The organism is Sphingobium sp. (assembly GCF_048594625.1).
GTDB lineage: Bacteria > Pseudomonadota > Alphaproteobacteria > Sphingomonadales > Sphingomonadaceae > Sphingobium.
In genome coordinates, this window is the sequence record NZ_JBMDWL010000062.1 from 1 (window position 1) to 13460 (window position 13460).

The following is a 13460-nucleotide window of genomic DNA, read 5'->3' on the forward strand; positions in this document are numbered from 1 at the left end:
TTTACCCGGTTGGTGTCGGGTTGGTCTACACCGGTGCCCCAACGTTTCCCCACACCCGCTACCCGAACGGATGGGGTATGGGCGGAATTTTGGAACAATTCAAGAACATCGATGCAGCTTCTGGAAACATCCGCCGCGTTGACGCATTGATACGGCATGAAAACGATCCGGGTCGCCAGCTACAATATCCGCAAGGCCATCGGCACCGACCGGCGACGGATGCCCGAACGGGTGCTGGAGGTATTGGCGGAGGTGGACGCGGACATGGTCGCGTTACAGGAAGCAGATCGGCGTTTCGGCATCAGATCCGCCGCGATTCCCGCGCATCTGATGGACAGCCAGAGCTGTTATCGCCCGGTGCCGCTCAATGTTCAGGTCGACTCGATGGGCTGGCACGGCAATGCGATATTGGTACGCAAGGAGGCGGAGGTCGGCGCGCATGATGTGTTGCACCTGCCCTATCTGGAGCCGCGAGGCGCGACCATGGCGGAAGTGACGTTGAAGGGCGCGTCGATACGGCTGTTCGGGATGCATCTGGACCTGTCGGGGCTGTGGCGGCGGCGGCAGGCGGCGGCGGTCATTCATGCCGCCGCGCAATATAGCGCGATGCCCACGGTGCTGATGGGCGACCTGAACGAATGGAGCGCGGGGCGCGGATGCCTGGCGGATTTTGCGCGCCATTACAGTTTCGCGCCATGTGGGCGGAGCTTCCATGCAAGGCGGCCGGTCGCGCGGCTGGACCGCATCATGCATTGCGGGAAGCTTAAGCTGACCGATTGCGGCGTGCATGAAAGCGCCGCGGCGCGCAAGGCGTCGGACCATCTGCCGATCTGGGCGGAATTTGCGGTTGGGTGAGAGCCGTTCCCGTTCGTTTCGAGCGCAGTCGAGAAACGGTCGCGCTGGCGTTTCTCGACCTTGGCCTGTCCTGAGCGCCTGCCTTGGCAGGCAGTCGAAGGGCTCGAAACGACCGGATGTCGTGTTGGCGGCCTCGACATTCCTTCTTCCCTCTGCGACGTTGCGCCCATGAAGGAGCGGGAACTGCGGCTGGCGCTAGTCTGCTATGGCGGCATCAGCCTGGCGATATATATGCATGGCATCACCAAAGAGGTGTGGCATCTGGCGCGGGCCAGCCGGGCCTTTTATGATGGCACGGCCGTCAGCGGCGGCAGCGAGGCGGTCTATCGCCAGATACTAGAAGCAGTCGAGGCGGCGAGCGGCGTCAGGCTGCGCGTGATGCCCGATATTATCGCAGGCGCCAGTGCGGGCGGGATCAACGGCATATTTCTGGCGCAGGCGATCGAAACCGGCCAGTCGCTGGAGCCGCTGACCAGCCTGTGGCTGGACAATGCCGACGTCGACCGCCTGCTGGACCCCGACGCCCGCCCAGCGCGCGCCATGACCAAATTCTGGGCGACGCCGCTGGTGTGGATGGCCGCGCGGCGACCCGGCGACGCGGTCGAACGCACCGTCGCCCCGGACACGCGCGAAGAGGTGCGGATGAAATTGTCCCGCTTCATCCGGTCCCGCTGGTTCGAGCCGCCCTTTGGCGGGGAGATATTTTCCGACATGCTGGTCGACGCGTTCGATGCGATGGCGGGCGCGGACAAGGGGCCGCCGCTATTGCCCGACGGGCATCCGCTGGACCTGTTCGTCACCGTCACCGATTTCGAAGGGCATCCCCAGAGCCTGAACCTGAACAGTCCGGCGCAGGTGATCGAAACGGAGCATCGGCTGTCGATCGGCTTTCGCGCGCGCGGACGGGGCGCGCGGGCCTTTGCCGACACCGCCGAACTGACATTCGCGGCGCGGGCGACGGCGAGTTTTCCTGGCGCCTTCCCGCCCTTTACCGTGCGTGAACTCGACCGGGTGCTCAAAAGACGGCATCGCGGCTGGCCGGGGCGCGACGGGTTTTTGGCGCGCGCGCTGCCCCGCCATGCGGCACGCGGGAAAGCCGAAGACGCGGTACTGATCGACGGGTCGGTGCTGGCCAACGCGCCCTTTGCGCAGGCGATCGGCGCGCTGCGCAACCGGCCGTCCCGGCGCGAGGTCGATCGACGGTTCGTCTATATCGATCCCAAGCCGGGACACCGGTCCATCCGCCTGAACAAGGAAGGGGAGCAGCAGGATGCGCCAAGCGGCGAGGACGCGCCGCTGCCCGGATTTTTCCGCACCATTTTCGGTGCATTGAGCGACATTCCGCGCGAACAGCCGATCCGCGACAATCTGGAAGCGATCGACCGGCATAGCGCGGGGATAAGGCGGATGCGGCGCATATTGGACGCGCTGCGCCCCGGCATAGAGGCCGATGTCGAGGCCGCGATCGGCCGGATGCTGTTTCTGGACCGGCCGACCCCGGCCCGCCTGTCCGCCTGGCGCGGGAAGGCGCAACAGCGGGCCGCGAGCGCGGCGGGCTTTGCCTATCCGGCCTATGGCCATCTGAAACTGTCGGGGATCGTCGAATCGCTCTGTTCCCTGTTGTTCCGTGTGTCGGGCGAAGACAGCGCGATGCTGCGCGAAAGCTATCGCCTGGCGATATGGGCCGCGATCCGCGCCGATGGCGCCGATCAACTGGGCGAAGATGGCGGATCGGCATCGGCACCGGTCGATTTCTTTCGCGCGCATGACCTCGCCTTCCGCATCCGGCGGCTGCGCTATCTGGCGCGGAGGCTGGCTGATACGCTGGAGCTGGAGGCGGACGCCGACGACCCGGCCGTACTGGCGATGCATGACGCCATCTATGGCGCGCTGGCGCTCTATGCCGAATGCGAGGATGCGGATTTCCACGGGGCGGACATCATTGCGGCGGCCAGAGCCGTGCCGACCGATGCAGCAGCAGCGCTGGCGGCCGTGGCGCAGGCGCGCGGGCTGAAGGCGCGGGACGAGGCGGCGGACCAGATGCTGGCCGACGCCTTTGCCGGATTGCCGAAGGCAGGACGGCGGACGATGCTGCTCGCCTATCTGGGCTTTCCCTTCACCGACATCGCGACCCTACCGTTGCTTCAGGGTGACACTCTGGATGAATATGATCCGGTGAAGGTGGACCGGATTTCGCCCGAAGATTGTTCCGCAATTCGTGGCGGCGGCGCGGAAGCCACTTTGAAGGGCATTGAATTCAACAACTTCGGCGCCTTTTTTAGCAGGGCCTATCGCGAAAATGATTATCTGTGGGGACGGCTGCATGGGGTCGAACGGCTTCTGGACATCGTGATTTCGACAATGCCCGTGGCAAGCCGTCTTTCGCCCGACATGTTGGCCGACTATAGGCGGAGCGCGTTTCTGGCGATCCTGGACGAGGAAGAGTCGCGGCTGCCCCATGCGGCCGATCTGATCGCCAGCTTGCGGAAGGAGATAGGGTGAGCGGGCGGTCTGGTCTGGTTCCTGTGGTGTTGATGCTGGCGCTGGTCGCCGGCTGTCGCGGAGCGTCCGACGATGCCGCACAGGTGGACAACGGCACAACCCCGCCGGTCGCGATCGCCGCCGTCGAACCGCAGGCCGAACCCGCTCTGCCAGCCACCGACAACGGCATTCTTCCGGCCAAGGCATCCCCCGTGGTGACGGTGCGCGCGCAGCCCGCGCCCCGCAATGCGATGGGCGGGGTCATGGACCTGCCGCCGTCGAACGACGACATGTCGGCGCTGCCCTTCCCCCGCGAAGTCACCGCATTCATGGTGGACCGCGACGGGTGCGACCATTTCCGCAGCGAAGAACCCTATGATGCGGAACGCCGCGCTTATATCGCGGAAAATATCGCCGAACTGTGCCAGGGTACCGACGCCCGACTGGCGACGCTGCGCCGCCGTTATGCCGGGGACAAATCCGTCACCGCGGCGCTCAAGGGCTATGACGAACATATCGAGAGCATCGGCAATTATTGAGGCAGTTTGAGCCGGTTTTCCGCCATCCCCCTTATCTCCAGCGGGAGGGGCAGCGAAACTTGCGCGCGCAGCGCGTTAGTCGCAGCGGGGTGGGCTTTCTCACCGTCCAGCCCACCCCCTAACCCCCTCCCGTAAACGGAAGGGGGAACATGTCCGACTTCGGCCGAAACCGGCCCCTCATCCCATCAGCGCGTCGATGGCCTTTGCCATGTCGACGTCACGTTGCGACAGGCCGCCCGCGTCATGGGTGGTGAGAATGATGTCCACGCGGTTATAGACGTTCGACCATTCGGGATGATGATTCGCCTTTTCAGCAAGGATCGCCACGCGCGCCATGAAGCCGAAGGCCGCGACGAAATCCGTGAAGGTGAAGCGGCGCGATATGCCGTCCGGCTCCGCCACCGCCGACCAGTGCGGCAGGTCGGCCAGCGCCAGCGCCCGCTCCTCTTCATCGAGTTTACCAATCATGTCCCTATCCTCCTGAAACCGCTTGCGGTATGTGGCAGGCATGTCGCTTCAAGGTCAATCGCCCCGTTTCGCGCCCACGGCCGAGGAAATCGAAACGCTCGCGCTCGATGCGCTCAACCGCCTGCCCAAGGCGTTTCACGACCATCTGCAGGGCGTCGTCCTGTTCGTGGAGGAATTTGCGAGCGCGGACATATTGAAGGATATGGAGATTGACGACCCGTTCGGACTGACCGGCCTCTATACCGGCCGCCCCGTGGGTCAGGAAGCGCAGACCGGCGACGCGCCGCCCACCGTGCACCTGTTCCGTCGTCCCCTGCTGGACGAATGGGTCGAAACCGGGGTGCCGCTGGAAGCGCTGATCACCCATGTCGTCGTGCATGAAGTCGGCCATCATTTCGGCCTGTCCGACCTCGACATGCATATATTGGAGGACATGGTCGCTTCATGAGCGACGCGGCGCTGCGGCTGAACGGGGTCGCGTGCCTGCGCGGCGGGCGGATGCTGTTCCGGGGGGTCGACCTGATGCTCGCGCCGGGGGATGGCGCTTTGCTGACCGGGCCGAATGGGATCGGCAAATCCAGCCTCTTGCGGATATGCGCTGGGCTGCTGCCCGCCTTTGCCGGAACGGTTGAGCGCCGGGGCAGCGTGGCGATGACCGACGAGCGGCTGGCGCTGGATGGGGAACAACCCCTGCATCAGGCCCTGTCTTTCTGGGCAAGGCTGGACGGGCGCGCGCCGGACGCGGTCGACCGTGCGCTCGCAGCGATGGCGCTGACCGGACTGGCGCAGGTGCCGGTGCGGATGCTGTCCACCGGTCAGCGCAAGCGCGCCATGCTGGCGCGGGTTATCGCCAGCGGCGCACATATCTGGTTGCTGGACGAACCGGGCAATGGGCTGGACGGCGCGTCGCTGGACCTGCTGGGCGCGGCGGTGGCGGAGCATCTGGCGACCGGCGGCATCGTCGTCGCCGCGTCGCACCAGCCATTGCCGATCCATGCGCCGGTCACGCTGGCGATCGACGATTATCGGGATGACGCGGCATGAGGACGCTGTGGCTGCTCGCGGCGCGGGATTTGCGACAGGCCTGGGCGTCGTCCGGTCTATGGCTGCCGGTCGCCTTCCTGTTGCTGGTCGCCAGCCTCTATCCCTTTGCGGTCGGGCCGGACGCCGCGCTGCTGGGGCGGACGGGCGGCGGCATGTTGTGGATCGCCGCACTGCTTGCCAGCCTGTTGCCGGTCGACCGGCTGATCGCGCCGGACATGCAGGCGGGCGTGCTGGATCAGATCGCGCTGCGCGGCATCGGAGATGAAATGGTGGTGACGGCGCGCCTGATCGCGCACTGGCTGGGGTTCGGCCCGCCCCTGATGATCGCCACCCTGCCCGCCGCCGCCCTGTTGAAGCTGGACGGCGCGACGATCGTGAAGCTGGAACTGGGATTGCTGATCGGCACGCCTGCGCTGGCGGCGCTGGGATTGCTGGTGGCCACGCTGACGGCCGGATTGCGATCGAGCGGTGCGCTGGCGGGGTTGCTGGCGCTACCGCTGGCGGTGCCGCTGCTGATCTTTGGCGCGGGGACGCTGGGCGACGGGAGCGGCGCTGCGCTGAAATTTCTGGGCGCGGCATCGTTGCTGCTGGTCGCGATCACGCCCTTTGCGGGCGGCGCGGCGATCCGGGCCGGGCGCGAATGATGCCGTTTGCGCCATCTTTTGCGACGAACCATTGCCCGGCCGGCCGCCGGATTGACGTATAGCGGAAAATCGGCCAGCCTCCCTTACGGAAGCCGATAAAAATCGGCGCCGTGGAGAAGATGCCCATGAACCGAGTTCCCCCGAATTTCGGCAAAGCCTTTCATCGGCTGCTGATGCGGTGCCTTGCGGAAGAGCATCAGCCGACCGACGAGGAAATCGATCTGGTCGCCGGCAAGATATGGCAGGACAGCTATGCGCCGCTGACCGGCCAGCCATGGGGCGATGTCATTCCCGACAGCGATACCCATCGCCAGATGATCGGCGCGGCCAGAATGGCCCTGTTGCCGCAATGTCAGGCCGCAGGCGGATAGACGGGCAGGCAAAGGCCCCGGCGCGGCCCTGTAAAGGCGCGCCCTCCTCCTTTCCTACGGCTCGACATCATCGCGCCCTTGCGCCAAAGCCGGGCGATGTTCGGCATCGTCGCGTCCATCCTGTTCATCCTGATCTGGTCCACCGGCTTCATCGTCGCGCGGGCCATGGTGCCGCATGGGGCGCCCGAACTGATATTGGCGATGCGGCTGAGCGCCACCGCGCTGCTGCTGGGCGGCGCGGCGCTTTATGTGCGGCAGCGCTGGCCCAAAGGTCGTCGCCTTGCGCTGCATCTGGGCGCAGGAGCGATGCTGCATGGCGTCTATCTGACCTTCAGCTGGTGGGCGGTGAACCATGGTATGCCTGCGGGCGTCATGTCCCTGCTGGGATCGCTGCAACCGCTGATGGTTGCGGTGATGAGCGTCGTGCTGCTGAACGAGCGGCTGTCGGGGCGTGCGTGGGGCGGATTGGCCATCGCGATCGTCGGCGTGGGATGCGTGCTGATGCCCGCGATCGAACGGTCCGGCACGGGCGGAATCGGCATGGTGCCCGCGATTGCGGGGATGATCGCAGTGCTGGGCATGGCGGGCGGAACGCTGATCCAGCGCGGGGCGATTGCGGGCGACCCGATCATGGTATCGGGCGCGACGCAGAATATGGGCGGCGCGCTGGTCGCCATCGCCGCGACTGTGATCGTGGGTGAATATCGGTGGGACGGCGCGCCGATATTGTGGATCGGCCTCAGCTGGTCGGTACTGGGCCTGTCGGCGGGCGGACTGTCGCTGCTGGTGTGGCTGGTGCGGCATCAGGGCGCGACGCGCATGTCGATGCTGTTGCTGCTGGTGCCGCCGCTCGCCGCGATCGAGGCGTGGCTGCTGTTCGGCGAAAAGCTGGGCGCGGTGCAGCTGGTGGGCTTTGCGCTGGCGCTGGGCGGCGTGCTGATCGGCCGGTCGCAGGGCAAGGCGGCGGACGTGACCGAACCCGCCTGACCATCATTTGATCGTCATCCCCTGCGACATCGCGATCGATCGGGCGGTACGAGCAAGGGGTGGCGATGTTTCTTTACGGCGTGATGCTGATCGGCCCGCCCGAACGCCCGCCCCTCCTCAGGCGTCGCGCAGCCGTTCGTGGTGACGGATCACTTCATCGATGATGAAGCGCAGGAATTTTTCGGTGAAGTCCGGGTCCAGCTTCGCGTCCAGCGCCAGCTGGCGCAGACGGCCGATCTGCCGTTCTTCCCGGTCCGGATCGGCGGGGGGCAGATCGTGAGTCGCCTTATATTCGCCCACGGCCTGCGTCACCTTGAACCGTTCGGCCAGCATGAACACCAGCGCCGCGTCGATATTGTCGATGCTTTCGCGATAGCGGTTCAGTGTTTCGTCCACTTGGGGGAGCCTCCGGTTCAAGATCGGGCGCTTTTTGCCGCATCCGTCGCGCCGTGCAAGCTATTCCCGCTTGCCTTTCGCTTTTTGCACCGCCACATGCGCGGTCATGACAGCACCTGCCCCCGGTAACGTCCACCCCATCGGCCGCGCGAAAGCGGAGCCGTCGCTCGCCCCCATCATGTCGCTGGTCGCCGACGGCATGAATCAGGTCAACGCCGTGATCGTGGACCGGATGCAGTCGCGCATCCCGCTGATCCCCGAACTGGCGGGCCACCTGATCGCCGGTGGCGGAAAGCGTCTGCGCCCGATGCTGACGCTCGCCTGTGCCGACCTGGTCGGTTATGCGGGCAATCGCCATTACAAGCTGGCCGCCGCGGTGGAATTCATCCACACCGCCACGCTGCTGCATGACGATGTGGTCGATGGATCGGGGCTGCGCCGGGGCCGCAAGACCGCCAATATCATCTGGGGCAACAGCGCCAGCGTGCTGGTGGGTGATTTCCTGTTTTCCCGGTCCTTCGAGCTGATGGTCGAGGCCGAGTCGCTGAAGGTTCTGAAAATCCTGTCGGGCGCATCGGCCGTGATCGCGGAGGGCGAGGTCAACCAGCTGACCGCGCAGCGCAAGATCGACACCAGCGAAGAACAATATCTGGACATCATCGGCGCCAAGACCGCCGCCCTTTTCGCCGCAGCATGCCGCATTTCCGCCGTGGTCGCCGACCGCAGCGAAAATGAGGAACAGGCGCTGGACGTTTACGGCCGCAATCTGGGCATCGCGTTCCAGCTGATCGACGATGCCATCGATTATGAATCGGATGGCGCGACCATGGGTAAGGATGCGGGCGACGATTTCCGCGACGGCAAGGTGACGCTGCCGGTGATCCTGGCCTATGCCCGCGGGTCGGACGAGGACAAGGCATTCTGGAAAGCGGCCATCGCCGGTCACCGGATCAGCGACGAGGATCTGGCCCATGCCACCGGCCTGCTGCGACAGACGGGCGCGATCGCCGACACGATGGCGCGCGCGCGCCATTATGGTCAGCGGGCGATCGACGCGCTGGGCGGGTTCGAGGCCGGACGCGCCAAAGCGGCCCTTACCGAAGCGGTCGAATTCGCTATAGCGCGCGCCTATTGAGGTTTTCCGGCGCCTGATCGTTCGATCAGACGCCATCCCCCTGACAAAGAAAGTGCAGGGCTTCGACAGGCTCAGCCCGAACGGGTGAGAAGGCGGAGCCAGACTTTGCCCATGACCCTTTCCCCCGAAACCATCGCCTTCCTCATGGCCGCCGCAACGATGGCGGGGTGCGTCGATGCGATGGCGGGCGGCGGCGGCCTCATCACCCTGCCCGCGCTGATGGCGGCGGGCATACCGCCGGTTCAGGCGGTCGCCACCAACAAGCTGCAAAGCTGTTTCGGGACGTTCGGCGCCTGTGTCGCCTATGCCCGGCGTGGGCATATGGACCTGAAAACCTACAAGGGGCCGATCATCGCCGCGTTTATCGGTTCGGTCGGTGGCGCATGGCTGTTGCAGCGGGTCGACCCGTCGATCCTGGCGGGGCTGATGCCCGCGCTGCTGATCGCGATGGCAGCCTATTTCACTTTTTCCCCCAAGCTGGGCGATGCCGATCGCCATGCCCGCATGGGCATGTGGGGGCTGACCGGGATGATCGGCGTCGTCGGATTTTACGACGGCTTTTTCGGGCCGGGCGCGGGCGCTTTCTATACCACCATATTGCTGGCGCTGGGTGGGCTGTCGATCCTGCGCGCCACGGCCCAGACCAAGGCGGCCAATCTGGCCAGCAACCTGGCCGGGCTGCTCACCATGCTGGCGGGCGGCCATGTGATATGGATTGCGGGCCTTGCCATGGCGGCGGGCAGCATCATTGGCGGACAGATCGGATCGCATCTGGCGATGCGGTTCGGATCGCATCTGATCAAGCCGCTGCTGATCGTCATGTCGCTGGCGCTGACCGCCAAGATGCTGCTGGACCCGAAGAACCCGATCCACATCTATCTTTTCGGGTAAGACAGACGCCGGACATGTCCGGCGCGCCCTTGCCGCCCTCCAACAAAGTTCACGGTATGGGCGCCCTTTTTCGGGCTTTTGCGCCGTTGAAGCGCTCCCGAAGCGTCACTTCCAACAGGCCGTCAGTGCCTGTGCGAAATCCTGCTGAGAAAATGCAACGAGGTGCGGGAGAAGTGCGGCAGTCATCGCAGGGATAAAGCAGAAAGGGCGCGCGTAGGACAGGCGCGCGAAATGGCGCACATCGCCATGCGCAAATGACGCCGCCGCCTTGCAACGCAGCGCGATTGGCGCGAGAGGAAGCGCGATGAGTGACCTTGCGATCCATGCCGTATTGCCCGACCTGATCGCCGCGCTGCGCGACGGGAGCAATGCCGTGCTGGTCGCGCCGCCGGGCGCGGGCAAGACGACGGCGGTGGCCCCTGCCCTGCTGAACGAGCCATGGTGCGAGGGACAGGTGCTGCTGCTGTCGCCGCGCAGGCTGGCGGCGCGGGCGGCAGCGGAGCGGATCGCCGAGATGATGGGCGAGCAGCCGGGCGGCACGGTCGGCTATGCGACGCGGATGGACAGCAAGGTCGGCGGCAAGACACGACTGCTGGTATTGACCGAGGGTATTTTCGTGCGGCGGATTCAGGACGATCCCGAATTGTCGGGCGTGTCCGCCGTACTGTTCGACGAAGTGCATGAGCGCAGTCTGGACAGCGATTTCGGGCTGGCGCTGGCGCTGGACGCACAAAGCGCGTTGCGGCCCGACCTGCGCATCGTGCCGATGTCGGCGACTTTGGACGGGGCGCGGTTCGCCTCCCTTCTCGACGGCGCGCCGGTGATCGAGAGCGAAGGACGCATCCAGCCGCTGGAGCTGCGCCACATCGGTCGATCTGCGGAAAAGCGGATAGAGGACGAGATGGCGGCGGCGATCTGTCGGGCGCTGGCGGAAGAAACCGAAGGCGACCTGCTCGCCTTCCTGCCCGGCGTGGCCGAAATCGAACGCACGGCGGAACGGATAGAGGGCGGCGCGTTCGATGTGCATCGCCTGCACGGCAGCCTTGATCCCGGTGCGCAGCGGGCGGCGATCCGCCCTTCGCGCGATGGACGGCGCAAGGTCATATTGGCCACGTCGATCGCCGAAACCAGCCTGACCATCGACGGCGTGCGGATCGTGGTGGATAGCGGCCTTGCCCGGCGGCCCCGCTATGACCGGGCGGCGGGCGTGACGCGGCTGGTGACCGAACGCGCCAGTCAGGCGTCGGCGACCCAGCGCGCAGGCCGCGCGGCGCGGCAGCGGCCCGGCGTCGCCTATCGCCTGTGGGAAGCGGCGGCCAGCGCGGGCATGCCCCCGTTCGATCCGCCGGAGATATTGGAAAGCGACCTTTCGAAGCTGATGCTTGATTGCGCGCTGTGGGGCGTGAGCGATCCCGGCGCGCTGCGCTGGCTGGATGTGCCCCCCGCCGCGGGGGTAGAGGAAGCGCGCAGGCGGCTGACCGTGCAGGAGGCGCTGGACGCGGACGGGCGGATCACCGCGCATGGCAAGGCACTGGCGAAGCTGCCCTTGTCCCCGCGCATCGCCCATATGCTGGTGCGCGCCGGTGAGATGGGGTTGGCGACGGTCGCAGCGGAGGTTGCGGTATTGCTGGGCGAGCGGGGGATTGGCGGGCAGGACACCGACCTGACCCTGCGGCGGCAACGCTGGCGCCGCGAAAACAGCAAGCGGGCCGATGCCGCACGCGGGCTGGCGACGCGCTGGGCAAAGCTGATGCCGTCGACCGGCAGGGAGGCGTTTGGCGAGCATCAGGTCGGCCTGTGCCTCGCCCTCGCCTTTCCTGACCGGGTGGCCCGGCGCCGTTCCGCCGACGGCGCCGACTGGGCGAGCGTGGGCGGGCGCGGCTTTCGGCTGGACCCCATGTCGCCGCTGGCGCGGGAAGACTGGCTGGCGGTGGGCGAGGTGCAGGGCAGCGCGGCGGGTGCGCGGATATTGTCCGCCGCGCCGATCGGCGAAAGCGACATCATCGCCCTGTTCGGATCGCGCATCGCCGAACATCGCACGGTGAAGTTCCGCCCCGCCAATGGCGGGATAGAGGCGTTGCGGGAAAGGCGGCTGGGCGCGGTGCGGCTGTCCTCCGGCTCCGACGACCGGCCCGATCCCGACGCGGTGGCCGCCGCGCTGATGGACGGGGTGCGGCAGGGCGGGCTGTCGCTGCTGCCATGGTCGGACGCCGCGCAGTCGCTGCGGATGCGGGGGGAATTTGCCGGGCTGGCGGCATTGTCCGACACCCGGCTGATCGATGCGCTGGACGAATGGCTGCCCCCATTGCTGACAGGCAGGCGCAGGCTGTCGGACATCGACCGGTCGCAATTGTCGGCCGTGCTGGAAAATATCATCGGCTGGGACGGGAAGCAGCAGCTTGACCGGTTGGCCCCGCCCAATTTCCGGTCCCCCGCCGGCAGCAGCCATGCGATCGACTATGCGGCCGAAGGCGGTCCACGTGTCGAACTGCGCGTGCAGGCGCTGTTCGGCCTGGCGCAGCATCCGACCGTCGGCAGCCAGCGCATTCCGTTGGTCCTCTCGCTCACATCGCCCGCCGGACGGCCGATCCAGACCACCCGCGACCTGCCCGGTTTCTGGGCAGGCAACTGGCGCGACGTGGCCAAGGAAATGCGCGGCCGATACCCGCGCCATCCCTGGCCCGACGATCCGGCGTCCGCCAACGCCACATTACGCACCAAAAATGCGGATGCCAGAGGTCAGGGCGCCCGCAAGTCTTGACTTGGGCGCAACCCTTGGTGCAACGCAAAATGACGAATTTACGGAGTCTTTCGCGATGAGCGCGCGCATTTACCAGATCCAGAAAAACGCCCTCCAGTCCGGCAAGGCGCTGACCCACAAATGGGTGCTGGAATATGCGCCCGCCGAAGCGAAGAAGGCCGATCCTCTGACCGGCTGGGCCGGGTCGGGCGACACCAAACAGCAGCTGAAGCTGAGCTTTCCGTCGCAGGACGCGGCCATTGCCTATGCGCAAAAGCAGGGTGTGGACTATACCGTCATCGCGACCCCGCCCAAGACGCTGAAATTGCAGGCCTACGCCGACAATTTCCGCTGATCGCGCTTTTGGGTCCATTCATATTCGGGCGCGATGCTGCCCGATTGACGCCTTATTCGCTTGCCAAAGGGCGGGTCAGAGCATCATCCGATTGCATCGGATAATGCTCTGATTATTTTTGCGTATCGCATTCTGCGAGTCGTCGGCTGTTCCAGCCGACTTCAGAATGCTTTGAGCGGCAAAAGCCGCGCTTTGACGGAAAGACTTTACCGATAATGACCGATCGTACCGCCATTTTCGACAGCGTCGCCACGCAGATCGAACCCTTCAACAAGAAGGGCGTCGCACTGACCGAAGCCACCACCTTTGCCGGTGATCTGGAGTGGGATAGCCTGACGGTGATGGATTTCGTAGCCGCCATCGAAGATGAATTCGACATCATCATCACCATGAACATGCAGGCCGAAATCGAAACCGTCGGCCAGCTGGTGGACGCGGTCGCCAAGCTGAAGACCGCCTGAGCATTTTACACCGTTCGTCCTGAGTAGCTGCTGAGCGAAGTCGAAGCAGCGTATCGAAGGATCGGAGACCAGCGCGAGGTGCTTCGATACGGG

Annotated in this window: 15 protein-coding genes; 13 read left to right on the plus strand and 2 right to left on the minus strand. The window is 65.7% G+C overall.

Annotated features, from left to right (window positions below; all coding sequences use genetic code 11):
* Positions 1-156: 156 nt before the first annotated feature.
* The 3 genes from ACOJSJ_RS07630 to ACOJSJ_RS07640 all read left to right on the plus strand — a co-directional run bounded on the left by ACOJSJ_RS07630 (position 157) and on the right by ACOJSJ_RS07640 (position 3875).
* Positions 157-855 (plus strand): endonuclease/exonuclease/phosphatase family protein, encoded by a 699-nt coding sequence (locus tag ACOJSJ_RS07630; protein WP_420144390.1) that lies wholly within the window; start codon positions 157-159, stop codon positions 853-855.
* 168 nt (positions 856-1023) lie between these two features.
* Complete coding sequence (locus ACOJSJ_RS07635; protein WP_420144391.1) at positions 1024-3357, plus strand: patatin-like protein; 2334 nt, start codon at positions 1024-1026, stop codon at positions 3355-3357.
* On the plus strand, positions 3354-3875 hold the full coding sequence (locus tag ACOJSJ_RS07640; RefSeq protein WP_420144392.1) for a hypothetical protein: 522 nt from the start codon (positions 3354-3356) through the stop codon (positions 3873-3875). Before ACOJSJ_RS07635 ends, ACOJSJ_RS07640 begins: the two co-directional genes overlap by 4 nt.
* A gap of 177 nt (positions 3876-4052) precedes the next feature.
* On the opposite strand, the gene ACOJSJ_RS07645 is transcribed toward ACOJSJ_RS07640, so the two are convergent.
* On the minus strand, positions 4053-4343 hold the full coding sequence (locus ACOJSJ_RS07645) for a 4a-hydroxytetrahydrobiopterin dehydratase (protein WP_420144393.1): 291 nt from the start codon (positions 4341-4343) through the stop codon (positions 4053-4055).
* A 40-nt stretch (positions 4344-4383) separates the two neighbouring features.
* On the opposite strand from ACOJSJ_RS07645, the gene ACOJSJ_RS07650 reads away from it, so the two are divergent.
* From ACOJSJ_RS07650 to ACOJSJ_RS07670, 5 genes are all read left to right on the plus strand, one after another.
* A complete protein-coding gene (locus ACOJSJ_RS07650) occupies positions 4384-4791 on the plus strand; it encodes a metallopeptidase family protein (protein WP_420144394.1) in 408 nt (135 codons plus the stop codon).
* Complete coding sequence (gene ccmA / locus ACOJSJ_RS07655) at positions 4788-5387, plus strand: heme ABC exporter ATP-binding protein CcmA (protein ID WP_420144395.1); 600 nt, start codon at positions 4788-4790, stop codon at positions 5385-5387. The genes ACOJSJ_RS07650 and ccmA overlap by 4 nt, the downstream gene beginning before the upstream one ends.
* The gene (locus tag ACOJSJ_RS07660; RefSeq protein WP_420144396.1) at positions 5384-6031 is read left to right on the plus strand and encodes a heme exporter protein CcmB; all 648 of its coding nucleotides are present in this window, start codon (positions 5384-5386) and stop codon (positions 6029-6031) included. The genes ccmA and ACOJSJ_RS07660 overlap by 4 nt, the downstream gene beginning before the upstream one ends.
* A gap of 125 nt (positions 6032-6156) precedes the next feature.
* Positions 6157-6402, plus strand: a complete 246-nt coding sequence (locus ACOJSJ_RS07665; RefSeq protein ID WP_420144397.1) for a hypothetical protein — start codon at positions 6157-6159, stop codon at positions 6400-6402.
* A 96-nt stretch (positions 6403-6498) separates the two neighbouring features.
* Positions 6499-7389, plus strand: a complete 891-nt coding sequence (locus ACOJSJ_RS07670) for a DMT family transporter (protein WP_420144404.1) — start codon at positions 6499-6501, stop codon at positions 7387-7389.
* A gap of 117 nt (positions 7390-7506) precedes the next feature.
* Here ACOJSJ_RS07670 and ACOJSJ_RS07675 read toward each other — a convergent pair whose 3' ends face one another.
* Entirely contained in the window at positions 7507-7785 is a 279-nt protein-coding gene (locus ACOJSJ_RS07675) for a chorismate mutase (RefSeq protein ID WP_420144398.1), read from the minus strand.
* Between the two features lie 106 nt (positions 7786-7891).
* On the opposite strand from ACOJSJ_RS07675, the gene ACOJSJ_RS07680 reads away from it, so the two are divergent.
* The 5 genes from ACOJSJ_RS07680 to ACOJSJ_RS07700 all read left to right on the plus strand — a co-directional run bounded on the left by ACOJSJ_RS07680 (position 7892) and on the right by ACOJSJ_RS07700 (position 13367).
* Positions 7892-8920: a polyprenyl synthetase family protein gene (locus tag ACOJSJ_RS07680; RefSeq protein ID WP_420144399.1), complete on the plus strand. Its 1029-nt coding sequence runs from the start codon at positions 7892-7894 to the stop codon at positions 8918-8920.
* A gap of 111 nt (positions 8921-9031) precedes the next feature.
* On the plus strand, positions 9032-9811 hold the full coding sequence (locus ACOJSJ_RS07685; protein ID WP_420144400.1) for a TSUP family transporter: 780 nt from the start codon (positions 9032-9034) through the stop codon (positions 9809-9811).
* 304 nt (positions 9812-10115) lie between these two features.
* Positions 10116-12572 carry an ATP-dependent helicase HrpB gene (gene hrpB / locus ACOJSJ_RS07690; protein WP_420144401.1) on the plus strand — a complete coding sequence of 819 codons (2457 nt, stop codon included), beginning with the start codon at positions 10116-10118 and terminating at the stop codon, positions 12570-12572.
* A 55-nt stretch (positions 12573-12627) separates the two neighbouring features.
* Positions 12628-12906, plus strand: coding sequence for an ETC complex I subunit (locus tag ACOJSJ_RS07695; RefSeq protein ID WP_420144402.1), 279 nt, complete (start codon positions 12628-12630; stop codon positions 12904-12906).
* Positions 12907-13121: 215 nt separating this feature from the next.
* Positions 13122-13367: an acyl carrier protein gene (locus ACOJSJ_RS07700; protein WP_420144403.1), complete on the plus strand. Its 246-nt coding sequence runs from the start codon at positions 13122-13124 to the stop codon at positions 13365-13367.
* Positions 13368-13460: the final 93 nt, after the last annotated feature.